Source organism: Streptomyces sp. VRA16 Mangrove soil, assembly GCF_017377775.1.
In the GTDB taxonomy this organism is placed as follows: Bacteria; Actinomycetota; Actinomycetes; order Streptomycetales; family Streptomycetaceae; genus Streptomyces.
Genome location: NZ_JAFVLN010000003.1, coordinates 218,168 through 235,168 on the forward strand (window position 1 = coordinate 218,168; position 17,001 = coordinate 235,168).

At 73.3% G+C, this 17,001-nt stretch carries 15 protein-coding genes and 6 tRNA genes; 8 read left to right on the forward strand and 13 right to left on the reverse strand.

Annotation, left to right across the window (positions count from 1 at the left end; all coding sequences use genetic code 11):
- Positions 1 to 121: 121 nt before the first annotated feature.
- Positions 122 to 565 (reverse strand): hypothetical protein, encoded by a 444-nt coding sequence (locus J3486_RS10365; protein WP_207819913.1) that lies wholly within the window; start codon positions 563 to 565, stop codon positions 122 to 124.
- Between the two features lie 176 nt (positions 566 to 741).
- Here J3486_RS10365 and J3486_RS10370 point away from each other — a divergent pair, with 176 nt between their 5' ends.
- Positions 742 to 1,263 carry a DsbA family protein gene (locus J3486_RS10370; protein ID WP_207819914.1) on the forward strand — a complete coding sequence of 174 codons (522 nt, stop codon included), beginning with the start codon at positions 742 to 744 and terminating at the stop codon, positions 1,261 to 1,263.
- A 147-nt stretch (positions 1,264 to 1,410) separates the two neighbouring features.
- Here J3486_RS10370 and J3486_RS10375 read toward each other — a convergent pair whose 3' ends face one another.
- The 3 genes from J3486_RS10375 to J3486_RS10385 all read right to left on the reverse strand — a co-directional run bounded on the left by J3486_RS10375 (position 1,411) and on the right by J3486_RS10385 (position 4,353).
- Positions 1,411 to 2,235, reverse strand: a complete 825-nt coding sequence (locus tag J3486_RS10375; RefSeq protein WP_207819915.1) for a GNAT family N-acetyltransferase — start codon at positions 2,233 to 2,235, stop codon at positions 1,411 to 1,413.
- A 57-nt stretch (positions 2,236 to 2,292) separates the two neighbouring features.
- Positions 2,293 to 3,114: an aminotransferase class IV gene (locus J3486_RS10380; RefSeq protein WP_207819916.1), complete on the reverse strand. Its 822-nt coding sequence runs from the start codon at positions 3,112 to 3,114 to the stop codon at positions 2,293 to 2,295.
- Positions 3,115 to 3,315: 201 nt separating this feature from the next.
- A complete protein-coding gene (locus J3486_RS10385) occupies positions 3,316 to 4,353 on the reverse strand; it encodes a chorismate-binding protein (RefSeq protein ID WP_207819917.1) in 1,038 nt (345 codons plus the stop codon).
- Between the two features lie 179 nt (positions 4,354 to 4,532).
- Here J3486_RS10385 and J3486_RS10390 point away from each other — a divergent pair.
- The 6 genes from J3486_RS10390 to J3486_RS10415 all read left to right on the forward strand — a co-directional run bounded on the left by J3486_RS10390 (position 4,533) and on the right by J3486_RS10415 (position 5,083).
- A tRNA-Gly gene (locus J3486_RS10390) sits at positions 4,533 to 4,605 on the forward strand.
- Positions 4,606 to 4,642: 37 nt separating this feature from the next.
- Positions 4,643 to 4,716, forward strand: a tRNA-Cys gene (locus J3486_RS10395).
- A gap of 1 nt (position 4,717) precedes the next feature.
- Positions 4,718 to 4,789, forward strand: a tRNA-Val gene (locus J3486_RS10400).
- A 38-nt stretch (positions 4,790 to 4,827) separates the two neighbouring features.
- Positions 4,828 to 4,899 (forward strand) — tRNA-Val (locus J3486_RS10405).
- 18 nt (positions 4,900 to 4,917) lie between these two features.
- Positions 4,918 to 4,989: transfer RNA gene (locus J3486_RS10410), tRNA-Val, on the forward strand.
- A gap of 19 nt (positions 4,990 to 5,008) precedes the next feature.
- Positions 5,009 to 5,083: transfer RNA gene (locus tag J3486_RS10415), tRNA-Val, on the forward strand.
- Between the two features lie 51 nt (positions 5,084 to 5,134).
- On the opposite strand, the gene J3486_RS10420 is transcribed toward J3486_RS10415, so the two are convergent.
- The 4 genes from J3486_RS10420 to J3486_RS10435 form a co-directional block, all read right to left on the reverse strand.
- Positions 5,135 to 5,422: a zf-TFIIB domain-containing protein gene (locus J3486_RS10420; protein WP_207819918.1), complete on the reverse strand. Its 288-nt coding sequence runs from the start codon at positions 5,420 to 5,422 to the stop codon at positions 5,135 to 5,137.
- Between the two features lie 69 nt (positions 5,423 to 5,491).
- Positions 5,492 to 6,457 carry a phosphotransferase family protein gene (locus tag J3486_RS10425; RefSeq protein WP_374194713.1) on the reverse strand — a complete coding sequence of 322 codons (966 nt, stop codon included), beginning with the start codon at positions 6,455 to 6,457 and terminating at the stop codon, positions 5,492 to 5,494.
- 256 nt (positions 6,458 to 6,713) lie between these two features.
- Complete coding sequence (locus J3486_RS10430) at positions 6,714 to 6,911, reverse strand: hypothetical protein (RefSeq protein ID WP_207819919.1); 198 nt, start codon at positions 6,909 to 6,911, stop codon at positions 6,714 to 6,716.
- Positions 6,912 to 7,135: 224 nt separating this feature from the next.
- Positions 7,136 to 7,414 (reverse strand): hypothetical protein, encoded by a 279-nt coding sequence (locus J3486_RS10435; RefSeq protein ID WP_207819920.1) that lies wholly within the window; start codon positions 7,412 to 7,414, stop codon positions 7,136 to 7,138.
- 199 nt (positions 7,415 to 7,613) lie between these two features.
- Here J3486_RS10435 and J3486_RS10440 point away from each other — a divergent pair, with 199 nt between their 5' ends.
- The gene (locus tag J3486_RS10440) at positions 7,614 to 8,900 is read left to right on the forward strand and encodes a serine/threonine-protein kinase (protein ID WP_207819921.1); all 1,287 of its coding nucleotides are present in this window, start codon (positions 7,614 to 7,616) and stop codon (positions 8,898 to 8,900) included.
- A 1-nt stretch (position 8,901) separates the two neighbouring features.
- Here the strand turns inward: J3486_RS10440 and J3486_RS10445 are convergent, their stop codons facing one another.
- The 5 genes from J3486_RS10445 to J3486_RS10465 form a co-directional block, all read right to left on the reverse strand.
- Entirely contained in the window at positions 8,902 to 9,729 is an 828-nt protein-coding gene (locus J3486_RS10445; RefSeq protein WP_207819922.1) for an RNA methyltransferase, read from the reverse strand.
- 95 nt (positions 9,730 to 9,824) lie between these two features.
- Positions 9,825 to 11,051 (reverse strand): uroporphyrinogen-III C-methyltransferase, encoded by a 1,227-nt coding sequence (gene cobA, locus J3486_RS10450; RefSeq protein ID WP_207819923.1) that lies wholly within the window; start codon positions 11,049 to 11,051, stop codon positions 9,825 to 9,827.
- Positions 11,052 to 11,292: 241 nt separating this feature from the next.
- Positions 11,293 to 14,502 carry a nicotinate-nucleotide--dimethylbenzimidazole phosphoribosyltransferase gene (gene cobT, locus J3486_RS10455; RefSeq protein ID WP_207819924.1) on the reverse strand — a complete coding sequence of 1,070 codons (3,210 nt, stop codon included), beginning with the start codon at positions 14,500 to 14,502 and terminating at the stop codon, positions 11,293 to 11,295.
- Between the two features lie 402 nt (positions 14,503 to 14,904).
- Positions 14,905 to 16,125, reverse strand: a complete 1,221-nt coding sequence (gene cbiE, locus J3486_RS10460; protein ID WP_207819925.1) for a precorrin-6y C5,15-methyltransferase (decarboxylating) subunit CbiE — start codon at positions 16,123 to 16,125, stop codon at positions 14,905 to 14,907.
- A gap of 221 nt (positions 16,126 to 16,346) precedes the next feature.
- The gene (locus J3486_RS10465) at positions 16,347 to 16,985 is read right to left on the reverse strand and encodes a GNAT family N-acetyltransferase (RefSeq protein WP_207819926.1); all 639 of its coding nucleotides are present in this window, start codon (positions 16,983 to 16,985) and stop codon (positions 16,347 to 16,349) included.
- Positions 16,986 to 17,001 lie beyond the last annotated feature (16 nt).

Below are 17,001 nucleotides of genomic sequence, written 5' to 3' on the forward strand. Positions count from 1 at the left end.
GCGCCCGGCGTGCACCCACTCGAACTGCCCTGCCGTGGACGCACGTTGGCCACCAGCGCGCGCGGAGCGCGAGCGGGTGGTCTCCAACCCCCTTCTGCGGGGCGCCGTTTGACGAGCGCCGTCAGATCCCGTGCTTCTTCAGGATCGCCTCGATGTCGCTGAAGTCGTCCCCCGCGCCCGCCTTCGGCCCGGGCTGGGCGACGGGGGCGCTGCGCGGGCTCCGGGCGAGCGAGGGGGCGGACGCGGCCGGCGCCACGGCCTCGCGCCGCGCGGCGGCCTTGGCGGCCTTGCGCTCCTTGCGGGTGCCGCCGCCGCGGCGCTCGACGGCGCGGGTGCCCATGAACATCAGCCAGGCCGCGCCGAGCACGCCGAAGCCGGCCCACGCGGTCGGGCTGAACGCGGTGTCCACGGCCCACTCGACCGCGCCGGTCATCACCAGGCCCAGCGGGACGAGGGAGTAGGCGGCCAGCCGGGCGGCCGCGAGGAACCGCTTGCGGTACGCGGTGACCGCGGCGATGCCCAGGCCCGCCACGGACGCGGCGGAACAGACGGTCTCGGCAATCATCCGGTCCTCCTGGACTGGGGCGTATCGGTCGGCATCGGGGCGGTTCGCCCCTTCCATCGTGCACCGCCGAAGGGGCCCGCGGCCACGGCCGGGACGGACCTCAGGGAGATCTCCGGGTCCCTCTCCTCCACAGGTCCTGGTTGGGCCGCCGCGAGCGGGCCTGGGAGACTGGCCCCATGAACGCCCCGAACCCGGCCCCGGTCCTCGATGTCTGGTGCGAGCTGCAGTGTCCCGACTGCCGCACGGCCCTCGACGACATCCGCGCGCTGCGCGAGCGCTACGGCGACCGCCTCGAGATCCGCCTGCGGCACTTCCCGCTCGACAAGCACAAGCACTCCTTCGCCGGCGCCCAGGCCGCCGAGGAGGCGTTCGCGCAGGGCAAGGGCTGGGAGTACGTGGCGGCGGTGCTCGCCGACGTCGAGCGGTTCGACGCGGCGGGCGAGCCGGTCCTCGTCGAGGTGGCGGGCCGGATCGGCCTGGACGCCGAGGAGTTCGACACCGCCCTCGTCGACGGCCGGCACATCCTGATCGTCGACGCCGACCAGGCCGAGGGCAAGGTGATCGGCGTCAAGGGCACTCCGACGTACGAGATCGGGGGCGAGCTCCTGGACGGCAGCAAGGACCAGAGCGGGCTGCGCGCACGGATCGAGGAAATCGCCGACCGGCTGCTCGCCGGCCAAGCGGGTCACGCGAAGTAGAGCTGCGTTCCCGCGTCGTTCGGTGCGTGCGATCACCGTGCCGTACGAAGGTCCTGCCGGCCGAGCGACTCGGGACTTGGGCGGGTGCGGCGAGCGTGCGTGCCGGGCGGCGCGGCGATGTGCCGCCACCTCCCCCGACCCGCTCGGCTACAGCAGTGGCTTGTAGAGGTGGTACTGGACCGGCTCGTAGCCGAGCGACTCGTACAGGCGCCGCGCCGGGGTGTTGTCCGCGAAGACGTTGAGGCCGATCCGGGTGGCGCCCGCGGCGAGCGCGTCCGCCTCGGCGTGCAGCATCAGGGAGCGGCCGTGGCCGTGCCCCCGGTGATCGGCCGCCACCTCGACGTCGAAGACGAAGGCGCCGTCGGGGCGCTGGGCCAGCCAGAGCGTTCCGACGCTCTCCCCCTCGTGCTCCAGGACGCTGATCAGGACGTCCGGGGTTCCGACGCCCTCGGGCAGCAGGGCCGCGTGGTCGCGCTCGGACTTCTCGTGGGCCTCCCGCTCCGTCGTGCCCCGCTCGACGAGGGTGCGCTCGTAGCTCGCCTTCTCGCGGGCCAGCCACGGCCCGTACTCGGCCTCCGTCATGCGCCGTCCGACGCTGCCGGGCGGCAGGACGGGCGGCCGCTGCGGCAGCGCCTTGGCCATGTTCCGGTTGCGCTCCACGTATCCGAGCGCGCCGGCGAGCCGCAGCAGCTCCACCTGGTGCGCGGGGACCGACGCCTCGACGCGGCGGCAGTTCCAGCTGCGGGCCACTTCCTCCGCGGCGAGCGCGGCGACCGTGCCGCGGCCTCGCCCCCGGTCCCGCTCGTCGATGCGCAGATCGCGTATCTGGGCGACGGACGGGCCGAACGCGGGGTGCGTGGCGAGGTGGAGCGTGCCGACGGGGCGGCTGTTCACGCACACCGCGTAGTGGCGTGAACGGGTGCCGTCGGCACTGCGCTGGAGCGGCTCGGTCGGCCGCAGGGTGGTGGTCATCACCGGTGTTGTACCCGCCCCCACGGCTTTGGCGACAGCGGAATCACCGGTGCCGGCTCACGGGTCCAGGTCGTCCGCGGCCCGCTCGTCCCACACCTTCATCGCCTGGGCGGTGACCGGCCCCGGGGCGTCCGTGAGGCCGCGGTCGTCGACCCGGTGCACGGCCTGGACGTCGCGCAGCGTCGAGGTCAGGAACACCTCGTCGGCCTCGGCGAGCACCGACAGCGGCAGGTCGGTCTCCTGGGCGCCGGTCCACTCGACGGCGAGGGCGCGCGTGATGCCGGCCAGACAGCCCGAGGCGACCGGCGGGGTGTGGATCTCTCCGTCGAGCACGACGAAGACATTGGAGCCCGTGCCCTCGCACAGCCGCCCCACGGTGTTCGCGAACAGGGCCTCGGACGCGCCGTGTTCGCGGGCACGGGCGAGGGCTACGACGTTCTCCGCGTACGAGGTGGTCTTCAGGCCCGCGAGAGCACCCCGCTCGTTGCGGGTCCACGGGACGGTGATCACCGCGGTGGTGTCGGGGCGGCGCTGGACCTCGCCGAGCGCCACGACGAGCGTCGTGCCCGCCTCGCCGCGGTCCGAGCCGAGCGGCGAGAGGCCGCCGGTGTAGGTGATGCGGAGCCGGCCGAGCGCCATCGGGTTGGCCTCGACGACCGCGGCGCAGGCGCGGCGCACCTCGTCGAGGTCCGGCTCGGGCAGGCCGAGGCCCTGCGCGGAGCGGGTGAGGCGGTCGAGGTGGCGGCTGAGCGCGAACGGCTTGCCGTCGACCGTCTTCACCGTCTCGAAGATGCCGTCGCCCACGGTCAGCCCGTGGTCGAAGACGGAGACGCGCGCGGTCTCGGTGTCGTGCAGCCCGCCGTCGAGCCAGATCTTCAACTTCGGTCCCTCCAACTTGCGTGGACTAGGGCGTGTTTCGAAAGTCCCGCCTGCCCCGCGACGCCTGGCACGCACGCTCGCGGCGTTGCCGAAACGCCCGAATAGCTCCGCTATTAGGACGCTCCGGCGCCTTGCGATCGCACGCACCAGACGCCGCGGGGCCCGCCCTTCGGGCGGACGACGGGACTTTCGAAACACGCCCTAGACGTCCCCGTGGGTTCCCGACGCTACCGCGAGCAGTCGCGCCGCCTTCAGTTCGGTCTCCCGCCACTCCCCCTCGGGGTCGGAGCCCCAGGTGATCCCGGCCCCGGTGCCGAAGCGCAGCACGCCGGCGGCGCGGTCGATCCAGAAGGTACGGATGCCGACGGCCAGCTCCCCCGTGCCCCGGTCCGCGTCGACCCAGCCGACGCCGCCGCAGTAAGGGCCGCGCGGTGCCGTCTCCAGTTCGTCGATGATCCGCAGTGCGCTGGACTTGGGGGCGCCGGTCACGGAGCCGGGCGGGAACGCGGCGTCGAGCAGCTCGGGCCAGCCGGCGCCCGCTCGCAGTTCGCCGCGCACGGTGGAGACGAGGTGGACGAGGCCCGGGTGCTTCTCGACCGCGCACAGATCGGGCACGGTCACCGTCCCCGTCGCGCAGGCGATGCCGAGGTCGTTGCGGACCAGGTCCACGATCATCACGTTCTCGGCGTAGTCCTTCTCCAGGAGGTCGGCCTCGGTGCGGCCGGTGCCCTTGATGGGTCCTGACTCCACGACCCGCCCGTCGCGGCGCAGGAACAGCTCGGGCGAGGCCGTCGCGATCTCCACTCCGTGGCCGGGGAGCCTGATGGTGCCCCCATAAGGAGCGGGGTTCCCGCGCGCGAGGAGAGCGGTGAGGGCGTCGACGTCGGCGTCCGCGGGCACCGGCGCGGACAGCACGCGGCAGAGGTTGGCCTGGTAGACCTCGCCGGTCGCGATGTACGCGCGTATCCGGCGCACGCCTTCCGTGTACGCGGCGTGGTCGAGCGAGGACACCCAGTCCGCCGCGGCGGGCCCCTGCCAGGCGCCGGGGCGCGGCGCGGGCACCGGTTCCTCGCGGACGTTCCCGAAGCGGGCGCACACCAGACGCCCCTCGAAGTCCGCGCTGACCGCCCAGAAGCCGCTGGAGTCCAGGGCGGCGGGGTCATCGGTGACGTCCTGGAGATCGGTCGCGACGATCTCGCCGAAGCGGGCGAGCGGGGGCGGGGAGGAGGAGTCGTGCACGGTTTCGAGTCTATGGCCGGTGACGACGCGGTGACCTGGGGTGGAGGTGCGGTGGTCGCTCCGGTGGTCACGCCGGGGATCGCACCGCAGCACGCTGCGCAAACGCGTTTTGGACCTCCCCCGGGAATCCGCTAGAGTTCAACACGTCGCCGGGACGCGGAAGCGGGCCGGAAAGACACGCGAACGTAGCTCAGTTGGTAGAGCGCAACCTTGCCAAGGTTGAGGTCGCCGGTTCGAACCCGGTCGTTCGCTCGGATGTGGGGGATCTTCCCGAACCCCTACGCTCCTTGGTGGAGTGGCCGAGAGGCGAGGCAACGGCCTGCAAAGCCGTCTACACGGGTTCAAATCCCGTCTCCACCTCCAAGCGCGATTAGCTCAGCGGGAGAGCGCTTCCCTGACACGGAAGAGGTCACTGGTTCAATCCCAGTATCGCGCACTGGATCTTCGGACTCCGGTCCGTTCCTGATCCGTCCCGCGCGATTAGCTCAGCGGGAGAGCGCTTCCCTGACACGGAAGAGGTCACTGGTTCAATCCCAGTATCGCGCACTGGCTTCCAGCCCACCCGGACGATTAGCTCAGCGGGAGAGCGCTTCCCTGACACGGAAGAGGTCACTGGTTCAATCCCAGTATCGTCCACAGGTCCGCAAGGACCCCCGCGCGATTAGCTCAGCGGGAGAGCGCTTCCCTGACACGGAAGAGGTCACTGGTTCAATCCCAGTATCGCGCACCAGCCATCAGGCCCCCGGTCCTCGGACCGGGGGCCTGATGTCGTTCGTGCCGCTCAGGAGGAGAAGAGCATCCGGCCGAAGCTCTTGTGGTGGTGGCTGTGGTGCCCACCGTGGTGGCCGCCGTGGTGCGGCGCGCCCCACGCCGGGGCGGGGGCGGCCGGGTAGGCCTGTGGAGCGGGCGGGGCCGGCGGGACCTGCTGCTGCCACTGGGACTCCAGGCGGGTCAGCGACTCCAGCTCGCCGTAGTCCAGGAATATCCCGCGGCAACCGCTGCACTGCTCGATCTGGACGCCATTGCGGTTGTAGGTGTGCATCGGTGCATGGCACTTGGGACACTGCATGGTCGGCTCAACTCCTCGCCGGTCGGTGCTGCTTCGCCGGAACACTTCCCGGCTTCCGTCCCCCGCACCCTACTTGGCCGGATCGGACCCCAACTGCGGCGGTACGGATGCCATTCGGGCACAGGCGTCGACGACCGCCTCCTCCACCTCGTCCAGTTCCCGTCCGGCGGTGACGGCCTTCGCCACGGCGAGCGCGGCCGTCTGGGCGGTGAGGGCGCGGGCCGGGACGTCCAGGGCGGGCCAGGGGTCGTCCAGGCCCAGTTCCTTCGCGCCGCCTGTGCGTTGGTAGGCGCCGAGGAATCGGGTCCACTCCTCCGCGGGCAGCAGACCGCAGGCGAACCAGGCGGCAGGGCGGGCCAAGTCCCAGGCGGGGTCGCCGAGTCCGAGGTCGTCGACGTCGATGAGGAGCCAGGTCGAGGAGTCGGCGGGGTGGCGGACCAGCTGGCCGAGGTGGAGGTCGCCGTGGGTCAGGGCGCGGGCGTGGTCGTACGGGGCTTCCGCGCGGGCCCACGGGGGCAGCGTGCGCCAGGCGGCGAGGACGGGCTCCACGGCGGGGTGACCGGGCGCCTCGGCTCTCAGGCGGTCCAGTGCGCGGGCCGCCTTCCGCGGGCCTCTCATGGCCGGCAGGGCGGGCGGCAGCCGGTGCGCGGGGGTGGTGTGCAGTCGTGCCAGGAGGGCGCCCGCGGCCTCCCACGGCGCGTGTTCGGGGTGCTCGGGGTCGACGGGGGTGCCGTACGGCCAGAACGTGACCAGGCGGCCCTGCAGCGGCGAGACCTCGGGCCGCAGCGGCGCCAGGAGTACGCCCTTGAGGGCGGGGTGCGCGGCCACGGCGAGGCGGAGTCCGAGGGCGGCCGGGTCGGTGCCGGGGGCGTGCGCCTTCGCGACCGTGTCGCCGTGCCGGACGACGGCGCCGTCGGGGCGGTCGGCGAGCGTGGCCGCGCCGCAGACGCACGGTATGCCGGTGGGGTGGGCAGCCGTCCGGGCCCTGGCGCGCAGCTCCGGCAGGATGGGCGAGGCCGACGAGATGCTGTTCACGGGATCCCCCGGGTGTGGTGCGTGGTCGCGCCGAGCCTACGGCTCCTGCCCGCCGCCGGATACCGGCTGTACCGCTCCGTCCCACCGGGGCACCGGCCGGAAGGCGGTCCCGGGGGGACCTGGCCCGGAAAGCAATACTGCGCGCAGCTCCCCAGCTGCGCGCAGTATTTGTGCCGTCCGCCGCACCCCCGTCCCCACGGGGTTTCATGGCCGGATGTCCCCGCCCGGACCGCTCTTCCGGGCCTGGAGGCGCCGCTCAGCGCCCCAGCATCACGCCCACGGACGACGCCTGTGTGACCATCGCGTCCCAGCCGCCGAAGACGACGACGAGCAGGGCCGCGAGAGGGAGAACCATGGCCGTGGCCACCAGGGGGTGGCGGCGGCCGGTCGCAGGCGGGTACGGCCTGCGGATCCGTGTGCGGAGCAGTGTGGTCCGCGATGCCGTGTCCGCCATGGTCCTCTCCCGGTCGAAATCTGTGGATCACTTCATGGATCTTCGGTTGTGGCAGCGGCGGGCACCTGACCTCGGGGGACGAGTGCTGTACCCGCCGCTTGACCTCAAATCTATGGGCGCCGACCGTCCGGGGCGTCATGCCCTCGTACCGATTGCCGGGCCTCCCGGAGGATGAGCGCTCCCGTCTCATCTACTCCCCTGGGTGGAGACGGAAGCCGGAAGACCTACTCGGTCTCGGGGTCTTCCCCGAGGGGACGTCCGGTACGGGCCTCCTTCTCCCCCGTCTCCTCCCGCGGCACCGGCTGCTCGACCAGAGCCAGGACGCGGGTCGCCATGAAGCGCGCGGTGCGCACCACGGAACCGGAGCGGGTGACTTCGCTCACTTCCACGACTCCCCTGCGCACCGCGGTCTCCACTCTGCGACCTGCGCGGCTGGCCACCACCTCGTACGTACGTGTCGTGTCCCCGGCATCCACGACTATCTCGACACGATCACCCTTCATGGGCCCAATCCCCCTTCTGCGACGGGTGGTTGGGAGTCCGGGCAGCCTCAAGCCGCCCTGTTCCCGCGCTCCCTGACCACCTTTCAAGTGTCCCACCGGGCACTGACAATCGAATCTGCCGCGAGGGCGCGGCCTCTGCGCGCAGTCGGCCGCGGAAACGTAAGCTGTGGCTCGTCAGACGGACCGGTCAGCAGCGGGGATGAAGATGGCGATGATGCGCCTGAGGCGCGAGGACCCGCGCGTCGTCGGCTCGTTCAGGCTGCACAGACGGCTCGGGGCCGGCGGCATGGGTGTCGTCTATCTGGGTTCCGACCGGCGGGGGCAGCGGGTCGCGCTCAAGGTGATCAGGCCGGATCTGGCGGAGGATCAGGAGTTCAGGTCGCGGTTCGCGCGCGAGGTGTCCGCCGCCCGGCGGATCCGCGGCGGCTGCACCGCGCGCCTGGTCGCCGCCGATCTGGAGGCCGAGCGGCCGTGGTTCGCGACGCAGTACGTGCCCGGGCCCTCGCTGCACGACAAGGTCGCCGAGGAAGGGCCGTTGTCCGCGGCCGATGTCGCGGCCGTGGGTGCCGCGCTGTCGGAGGGGCTCGTCGCCGTGCACGAGGCGGGCGTGGTCCACCGGGATCTCAAGCCGTCCAACATCCTGCTGTCCCCGAAGGGGCCGCGGATCATCGACTTCGGCATCGCGTGGGCGACCGGGGCCTCGACGCTGACGCACGTGGGCACCGCCGTGGGCTCCCCCGGCTTCCTCGCGCCCGAGCAGGTGCGCGGCGCCGCCGTCACGCCCGCCACCGACGTCTTCGCCCTCGGGGCCACGCTCGCGTACTCCGCCATGGGTGACTCGCCCTTCGGGCACGGCAGTTCCGAGGTGATGCTCTACCGCGTCGTGCACGAGGAGGCGCAGCTGCACGGGGTGCCGGACGCCCTCGCGCCGTTGCTGCGCGCGTGCCTCGCCAAGGACCCGGAGGAGCGGCCGAGCACCCTGCAACTGTCGCTGCGGCTCAAGGAGATCGCGGCCCGCGAGGCGCAGGGTCTGGGCGAGGCGCGACCGCCGGCGCCGCGGGTCGCCGAGCAGGACCGGCCGACGGGGCGGCTCGCCGACACCTACGAGCAGCACGAGCGGCACGAGCGGCAGCGCACCCAGCGGCGTACGCAGCCGGGGACACCGGCGCCGCGGCCCAGCAACGGCAGGTCGGGCGGGCCCGCCCGCACCACCTCGTCGCGGTCCGGCAGCAGGCCCGCTCCGCGCAGTGGCGCCGGGCGCCCCGCTCCCCGTACGAACGGGACGGGGACCGGCAAGCGGCTGCGGCCCGCCAACCCCCGGCTGCTGGGGCAGCGGCTCTTCGTGTTCGTGGTGGTGACGCTGCTCGTGGCGCTCGCGATCGCGGCGATGCAGGGCTGCCAGGGGCCGTCGCGCGGGCTCGGCGACTTCGGCGTACCGCACTCGACCGCCGCGCGGCAGCAGCCCGCTCCCGACCGGGAGAGCTGAGTCAGAGCTCCGGACGGCCGGTGGCCACCGCGTAGAACGCGACCGCGGCCGCCGCTCCCACGTTCAGCGAGTCCACTCCGTGGGCCATCGGGATGCGGACCCATTCGTCCGCCGCCATCAGGGCCTTCGTGGTCAGACCGTCGCCCTCGGCGCCCAGCATCAGCGCGACGCGGTCCATGCGGTGCGGGGCCACCTCGTCGAGGGACTTGGCCTGTTCGGCGGGGGTGAGCGCCAGGAGGTTGAAGCCCGCGTCGCGGACCGTCTCCAGGCCCTTGGGCCAGGCTTCCAGGCGGGCGTACGGGACGGAGAAGACCGCGCCCATGGAGACCTTCACCGAGCGGCGGTAGAGCGGGTCCGCGCAGTCCGGGGAGAGCAGCACCGCGTCCATGCCGAGCGCGGCGGCCGACCGGAAGATCGCGCCGATGTTGGTGTGATCGTTCACGGATTCCATGATCACCACTCGGCGGGCCGTGGTGAGGAGCTCCTCGGCCGTGGGCAGCGGCTTGCGCTGCATGGAGGCGAGGGCGCCGCGGTGCACGTGGTAGCCCGTGACCTGTTCGGCCAGGTCGGGCGCGACCGCGTACACCGGGGCCGGGACCTCGTCGATGACGTCGCGCATGACGTCGACCCACTTCGCGGAGAGCAGCATCGAGCGCATCTCGTACCCGGCGAGCTTGGCCCGGCGGATCACCTTCTCGCCCTCGGCGATGAACAGGCCCTCGGCCGGTTCGCGCTTGCGGCGCAGCTCGACGTCGGTCAGGCCCGTGTAGTCACGCAGGCGCGGGTCGTCGGGGTCCTCGATGGTGATGAGACCTTTGGGTTCAGCCACGGGTCGATACTGCCTTGTTCTCGGTGTGGTGCCAACGGCTCGGGACGGGTTCCGTTACCGCTGGTTACTCGGGTGGTCCGGTTGCGTGTCGCCGGTTACTTGTCGGGGTTCTCGCGGACGACCGCGCCGACGACGATGACGGCCGGCGGCTTCACGCCCTCCGCGACGGCCTTCTCGCCGACCGTGTCGAGGGTCGCGTCGACGCGGCGCTGGGCGGCCGTGGTGCCCTCCTGGATCAGGGCGACGGGGGTGTCGCCCGGCTTCCCGTGGGCGATCAGGGCCGCGGCGATCTTCCCGATCTTGTCGACGCCCATGAGGATCACGAGGGTGCCGGTCAGCCGGGCCATCGCGGACCAGTCGACCAGGGAGCGCTCGTCGTCGGGCGCCACGTGGCCGCTGACCACGGTGAACTCGTGCGCCACACCGCGGTGCGTGACCGGGATGCCGGCCGCGCCGGGGACGCTGATCGAGCTGGAGATGCCGGGCACGACGGTGACCGGGATGCCCTCGGCGGCCAGCGCCTGGGCCTCCTCCATGCCGCGGCCGAAGACGTACGGGTCGCCGCCCTTGAGGCGGACCACGGCCTTGCCCTGCTTGGCGTGGTCGATGAGGGCCTGGTTGATCGCCTCCTGGCCCATCTGCCGACCGTACGGGATCTTCGCGGCGTCGATCACCTCGACGTGCGGCGGGAGTTCGTCGAGCAGGTCGCGGGGGCCGAGGCGGTCGGCGATGACCACGTCGGCCTCGGCGAGCAGCCGGCGGCCGCGGACCGTGATCAGGTCGGGGTCGCCGGGGCCGCCGCCGACCAGGGCGACGCCCGGGGTGCGGGTGCGCTCGGCGCTGACCGTGCCGTCGCGGAGGGCCTCGACGAGGGCGTCGCGGATGGTGGCCGTGCGGCGCGGGTCGCGGTCGGCGGCCTCGGAGGAGAGGACGGCGACGGTGACGCCCTCGGTGCGGCCGGTGGCCGGGGTCCAGGCGGTCGCGGCGTCGGCGTCGTCGGAGCGGACGCACCAGGTGCGGCCCCGCTCCGCTTCGGCGGACGCCTCGTCGTTGGCCTTGCGGTCGGCCGTCGCGATCAGCACGTACCAGGCGTCGGCGAGGTCGCCGTCCTCGTAGCGGCGCCGCACCCAGGTGATCTCGCCCGCGTCCGCCATGGCCTCGACCGAAGGGGTGGCCGACGGGGAGACGAGGGTGATGTCGGCGCCTGCCGCGATCAGCGCGGGCAGCCTGCGCTGGGCCACCTGGCCGCCGCCGATGACTATCGTCTTGCGGCCTGTGAGGCGGAGGCCTACGGGGTAGGCGGGGTGCTGTGCGGACGGCATCTCGTGTGGCTCCTGGTGCGGCTGGGCTCTTTGGGCTGCGACGCTGGAGCCCTGTGACGTGCAGGTTCTGGTGGGGGCAGCTTATGTCGAGGCCGCTGCGATGGTCACCCCGCGCCATGGCGCTGTGCCCACCCGTTCCGCCGTACGGAACGCCTGCCCACAGCGAGGGGGCGAGGTGGGTGTGAGGAGGCGTTCCGCCCTTTCTGTGCGGGCGGAACGCCTGCTGACAGCTTCGTACCGGCTACTTCTCGGTGACGCCCGCCGAGTCGAACGTCGCCACCTCGTGCATCGCCCGGGCCGCGCTCTGCACGATCGGGAGGGCGAGCAGGGCGCCCGTGCCCTCGCCGAGGCGGAGGTCGAGGTCGACCAGGGGGCGCAGGCCCAGCTTGTTCAGGGCCGCCACGTGGCCGGGCTCCGCGCTGCGGTGGCCGGCGATGCAGGCCGCCAGGACCTCGGGGGCGATGGCGCGGGCGACCAGGGCGGCCGCTCCGGCGCTGACGCCGTCCAGGATCACCGGGGTGCGCAGCGAGGCGCCGCCCAGGAGCAGGCCGACCATGGCCGCGTGCTCCAGGCCGCCGACCGCCGAGAGAACGCCGATCGGGTCCGCCGGGTCGGGCTTGTGGACGTCCAGGGCGCGGCGCACGACCTCGATCTTGCGGGCGTGCGTCTCGTCGTTGATGCCGGTGCCGCGGCCGGTGACCTCGGCCGGGTCGACCTCGGTGTAGACGGAGATGAGGGCCGCCGACGCCGTGGTGTTGGCGATGCCCATCTCGCCCGTCAGGAGCGCCTTGTTGCCTGCCGCGACCAGGTCGCGGGCCGTCTCGATGCCGACCTCGATGGCGGCCTTGACCTCTTCACGGGTCAGGGCCGGTCCGGTCGTCATGTCGGCGGTGCCCGCGCGGACCTTGCGCGGCAACAGGCCCGGCGTGGCCGGGAGTTCGGAGGCGACGCCCACGTCGATGACACAGACCTCGGCGCCGACCTGGTTCGCGAACGCGTTGCAGACCGCTCCCCCGCCGAGGAAGTTCGCGACCATCTGGCCGGTCACCTCCTGGGGCCAGGGGGTGACGCCCTGGGCGTGCACGCCGTGGTCGCCCGCGAAGATCGCGACGGCCGCGGGCTCCGGGATCGGGGGCGGGCACATCCGGGACAGGCCGGACAGCTGCGCGGAGATGATCTCCAGCATGCCGAGCGCGCCCGCGGGCTTCGTCATGCGCTTCTGGCGCTCCCACGCCTCGCCGAGCGCCTTGGCGTCCAGCGGGCGGATGTTGGAGACGGTCTCGGAGAGCAGGTCGTGCGGGTCCTCGCCGGGCAGCGCGCGGCGCCCGTACGTCTCCTCGTGGACGACCCAGGACAGCGGACGGCGCTTGGCCCACCCGGCCTGCATCAGCTCGGGCTCGTCCGGGAACTCGTCGACGTAACCGACGCAGAGGTAGGCGACGACTTCGAGGTGCTCGGGCAGGCCCAGCGTGCGGACCATCTCGCGCTCGTCGAAGAACGAGACCCAGCCGACGCCGAGGCCCTCGGCGCGGGCCGCGAGCCACAGGTTCTCGACCGCGAGCGCGGAGGAGTACGGGGCCATCTGCGGCTGCGTGTGACGGCCCAGGGTGTGGCGGCCGCCGCGGGTCGGGTCGGCGGTGACCACGATGTTCACCGGGGTGTCGAGGATGGCCTCGATCTTCAGTTCCTTGAACTGCTTCGCGCGGCCCTTGGGCAGGGACTTCGCGTACGCGTCCTTCTGCCGCATGGCCAGCTCGTGCATCGTGCGGCGGGTCTCCGCCGAGCGGATGACGACGAAGTCCCACGGCTGGGAGTGGCCGACGGACGGCGCCGTGTGGGCCGCCTCCAGGACGCGGAGCAGCACCTCGTGCGGGATCGGGTCGCTGCGGAAGCCGTTGCGGATGTCGCGGCGCTCGCGCATCACGCGCAGGACGGCCTCGCGCTCGGCGTCGTCGTAGCCGGGGGCCGCGGCCTGCTGCTCGGCCTCGGGGGCCTCCTGCACGGGCTCGGGAGCGACCTCGATGAGGTCCGGCTCGTCGTCCTCGGCGACGGGGCCCTGCGGCGCGACCGGCTCGGGGGCCGGGACCGCGGCGGGGCCGCCGTCGCGCGGGGCCGGAACGGCGGCCGCGGCCTCGACCTGCACGGCCTGCACCGACTGCACAGCAGGTACAGCCTGTTCAGCCTGTACGCCCTGCTCGGCAGCCTGTGCGGCCTGCTCGGCCTGCTCCGGCTGCGCGAACTGCTCCGCCACGGGCTGCGGCGCCACGGGGGCCTCGACCGGTTCGGCGATCTCGACGGGCTCGGTCTCCTGGACCGGGACCTCGGCGGGCGCCTGCTGCTCGGCCTCGGGCTGCTGCACCGACTCGGCCGCGACAGGCTCCGGCGCGATCGGCGCCTCGGCCTGCTGCTGCGGCTCCACCACGGGCTCGGCGACCGGCTCGACGACGGGCTGCTGCTCGGCCACCGGCTCCGCCGGGGCGGCGGGGGCCATCGGCTCGACGGGCTCCACCGGCTGCTGGATCGGCTCGGCCTCGACGACCGGCTGGACGAGCGGCTCGGCGGCCGGCTCGGGGGTCGGCTCCACCACCGGCTCGGCGGCGGGCTCCGGCAGCGGCGGTACGGACATGGCCTGCGGCGGGGTCGGCGCCAGGTGCGGGGTCGTGGGCACGGAGCCCTCGACGGGCACGAACTGGCCGAGCGGCTGCGGGGCGGCCTCCTGCTGCGCCGCGTACGGGTCGACCGGACCGGCCTGCTCGGCCTGGCCGACGTAGGCGGCGACCGGGGTGGGCTCGGCCACCGGCACGAACTGCGGAGCGGCGGCGAGGTCCTGCGGAGCGGCGTACGCGTCCGGAACGACCGTTTCTGCGGGGGCCTGCGGCATTTCGTAACCCGGCTGGGGCTGCGCCTCGGCGGGCTGCCACGGGGCGGCGCCCTGCGGCGGGATGTCGAGGTACTCGGGGCCCGTGGTGGGCGGGCCGGCCTGACGCGCGGGCATCGGGTTGTGCGGGGCCTGCTGCGCGGGGCCGCGGTCGGCGAGCGAGCGCACGGGGCTGCCGCCCGCCTCCGGCATCGGCGGGCCCATGTGCAGCGGGCGGCGGGCGGGGCCCTGGCCGGCGGCGACGGGCGCGGGCGCCTGGCCCGGCATGTGCATGCCGCCGAGGTCGTGGTGTCCGCTGTCGCGGCCGGCCATCTCGTGCGGGCCCGGCTCGTGCGCGACGGGCCCGGCGGGCGGCTGTGCGTACTGCTGCTGCGCGGGCATCCCCGCGGGAGCGGCCTGCGGCTGGCCCCAGGCCCCCTGGGAACCCGGCATGAGGAGGAGCTCGTCGTCCTCCGCGGTGGCGTCGGCGGGATCGAGGTAGGTGTACGCACCCGGGGCAGGAACGCCCGGCTGTTCCACCGTGCCTGCGTTCTCCGGCAGCCCCTCGCCCGGAACCTGACCGGTGTCGGTCATGCCTACCCCTCGCCCATCGATGAGAACTTCCTGGCCGCTCCCGGCCGTTGGCCTCGGGAGCAACCCCCTTGACCGGAGCAGCGCGTCAACCGCTCGTCATGGTGAACGAGCATGCGCGCCGCGCGGCACGAACCGCCCCGGACAACAGGCATTGTCCCGGTCGGACCGCGGCCACGGAACGTAGATCGCCCATGGCCTTCTGTGGACTGCGCCACGTTGCGCGTCCTCCGGTCGGCGTCGTACCACACGCGCCCCAATGCTGGCGCGTTTTCCGGACATTGGCCGACGAAATGCCGGACGTCTCGGTGCGGTACAACGATCGGCCAGCCTACCGCGCGTACTGGGCCGTCCGGGTCACGGGTGGCGGTCCGGCAGGCCCGCCCGTCGCCCGACCACCGCCCCTCAACGAGACGCTTCGCGCCGCCCCAGCTGCCCGGAGAGCAGGAATCCCACGGTCCGTTCCTTCTCCGTCCAGGCACGCGTGTCCAGTTCGACGGATTGCAGCAGGGCGCACTCGACGTCGTAACCGTGTTCGGTCAGAGTCCTGCCGACGAGTTCGGCCTCGTCGCGTGTCGCGGCGTGCGTGACGATCCGCGCGGGCCTGCGGTCGGCGACCGCGGAGACGACCTCCGCTCCCCCGCCCCCGACGCGTACGACATCGGGTTCCGGCAGATCCTCCAGGGCGAGCGGGGCCGTGCCGTGGACGATCTGCGCCTGGACGCCGAAGCGGCGGGCGGCGGCCAGGGTGCGGGCGCAGGCGTCCGCGTCCCGGTCGACGGCGATGACGGCGGCGCCGAACCGGGCGGCCTCGGCGGTGAACGCGCCGCTGCCGCAGCCGATGTCCCACACCAGGTCGCCGGTTCGCGGCCCGAGACGGGCGAGTTGGGTCGCGCGCAGCTGCTCGGTCTCGCCCTCGCCGAAGGGGCCGGCGTACTCGGCGGCGGGCAGCGCCCAGCCGCGGGGCGGGGAGTCGGGGTCGCCGCCCGCGAGCCAGTTGCCGTGCCCGGTCGGGCCGGAGACGGTGCCGCCGATGACGATGACGACGTTGGGGTCGCGCCAGGTGTGGTCGGCGGCCTTGTCGGAGGTGACGACGGTGACCTGTTCGCGCTCGGTGCCGAGTTCCTCGCAGATGACGAAGGTGCGGTGCACCCCTTCGAGCAGGAGGCCGAGCTCGGCGGGCCCGGCACCGGGCGAGGTGAGAACCGCGACCTTGGTGTGGGCGCGACACACATTCACCGCGCGTCGCAGGGTGCGGCGGTGTGCGACGACCACCTGTGCGTCGTCCCAGGGCATGCCCGCGCGGGCGAAGGCCTGGGCGACGGAGGAGACGGCCGGGACGACCTCGACCTCCAGGCCGTACTCGGGGGCGCGCAGGGTGCGGACGACGCCGAAGAAGCCGGGGTCGCCGTCGGCGAGGACCACGGCGGTGCCGCGGTGCCCGGTGATCCGGCGGGCGGCGAGGGACACGCTGCCGAGGCGGATCCGCTCGGCGCGCGGGGGGACTTCGGGCAGCGCCAGGTGGTGCGCCGCGCCGGCCACGAGGGTGGCCGCGCCCAGTGCGGAACGGGCTGCCGCGGTCAGGGGCGAGCCGTCCCAGCCGATCACCGTGACCCGGTCGGCCATCGTCGTCAGTCTCCAGGGAGGGGTGCGATTGGTACTCAGGGGGCCGCCGGTGGGCAGGGCCGGGCGGGGCACCGAGAGCGTACCTGCTGGGTCTGGCCGTCGCCTGTGGGCGGGTTCCGGTCCCGGCGTCCGCTGCCGGGGCCGCCTCCTCTACGGACCGCTTCCCGTCCGGGTCGGTTCCAGTCCGGGTCGGTTCCCGTCCGGGTCAGTTCCCGTCCGGGTCAGTTCCAGTCCGAGAAGGCGGTGAATCCGCCGGCCTCGGCCAGCTGCTCGGTGACGCCTTCGAGGTCCTCGGGGAGCAGGCTCCACACGATGAAGTCGGTGCGGACGTCGACCCAGCTGCCGTCCTCGGTACGCGTACGCGCTATGCAGGCGTTGCGCAGGACGCCCTCGCTGATGCAGCCGATCTTCTGGGCGACCTGCTGGGAGGCGGTGTTGTCCGCGGCGGTGCGCAGTTCGATCCGCTCGAACCGCTGGTCGCGGAAGAGCCACTGGGCCGTCGCGAGCGCGGCCTCCGAGGCGTAGCCCTCGCCGCGCGCCCAGGGGGCGACGATGTACGACAGCTCGGTGGCGCGCACGTGCCAGTTGGTCTTGGTGAGCCGGACGACGCCGACCAGGCGCTGGGTGAGGAACTCGGTGACGGCGAGGTCGAGTCCGGCACCGGCCGTGCGCTCCCGGGGCGCGTACTCGGTGATCCAGGTGCGGGCGCCGTCCTCCGTGAACGGCTGCGGCACCGAGGTCCAGGCGGCGACGAGCTCGTCGTTCATCATCTCGGCCAGGGCGGGGACGTCGTCCTCGTCGAGAGGGCGCAGCACCAAGCGCTCCGTGCTGATGGAGATCTCGGGGAAGGTGTTCGTCATGCGCCGCTCCGTAACC

What these genes read in the sequence shown, in the direction of transcription:
- J3486_RS10365 (WP_207819913.1), bottom strand. Translation starts at nt 565, where the DNA reads ATGATTGCCGAGACCGTCTGTTCCGCCGCGTCCGTGGCGGGCCTGGGC.
- J3486_RS10370 (WP_207819914.1), top strand. Translation starts at nt 742, where the DNA reads ATGAACGCCCCGAACCCGGCCCCGGTCCTCGATGTCTGGTGCGAGCTG.
- J3486_RS10375 (WP_207819915.1), bottom strand. Translation starts at nt 2,235, where the DNA reads ATGACCACCACCCTGCGGCCGACCGAGCCGCTCCAGCGCAGTGCCGAC.
- J3486_RS10420 (WP_207819918.1), bottom strand. Translation starts at nt 5,422, where the DNA reads ATGCAGTGTCCCAAGTGCCATGCACCGATGCACACCTACAACCGCAAT.
- J3486_RS10430 (WP_207819919.1), bottom strand. Translation starts at nt 6,911, where the DNA reads ATGGCGGACACGGCATCGCGGACCACACTGCTCCGCACACGGATCCGC.
- J3486_RS10435 (WP_207819920.1), bottom strand. Translation starts at nt 7,414, where the DNA reads ATGAAGGGTGATCGTGTCGAGATAGTCGTGGATGCCGGGGACACGACA.
- J3486_RS10440 (WP_207819921.1), top strand. Translation starts at nt 7,614, where the DNA reads ATGAAGATGGCGATGATGCGCCTGAGGCGCGAGGACCCGCGCGTCGTC.
- cobA (WP_207819923.1), bottom strand. Translation starts at nt 11,051, where the DNA reads ATGCCGTCCGCACAGCACCCCGCCTACCCCGTAGGCCTCCGCCTCACA.
- cobT (WP_207819924.1), bottom strand. Translation starts at nt 14,502, where the DNA reads ATGACCGACACCGGTCAGGTTCCGGGCGAGGGGCTGCCGGAGAACGCA.
- cbiE (WP_207819925.1), bottom strand. Translation starts at nt 16,125, where the DNA reads ATGGCCGACCGGGTCACGGTGATCGGCTGGGACGGCTCGCCCCTGACC.
- J3486_RS10465 (WP_207819926.1), bottom strand. Translation starts at nt 16,985, where the DNA reads ATGACGAACACCTTCCCCGAGATCTCCATCAGCACGGAGCGCTTGGTG.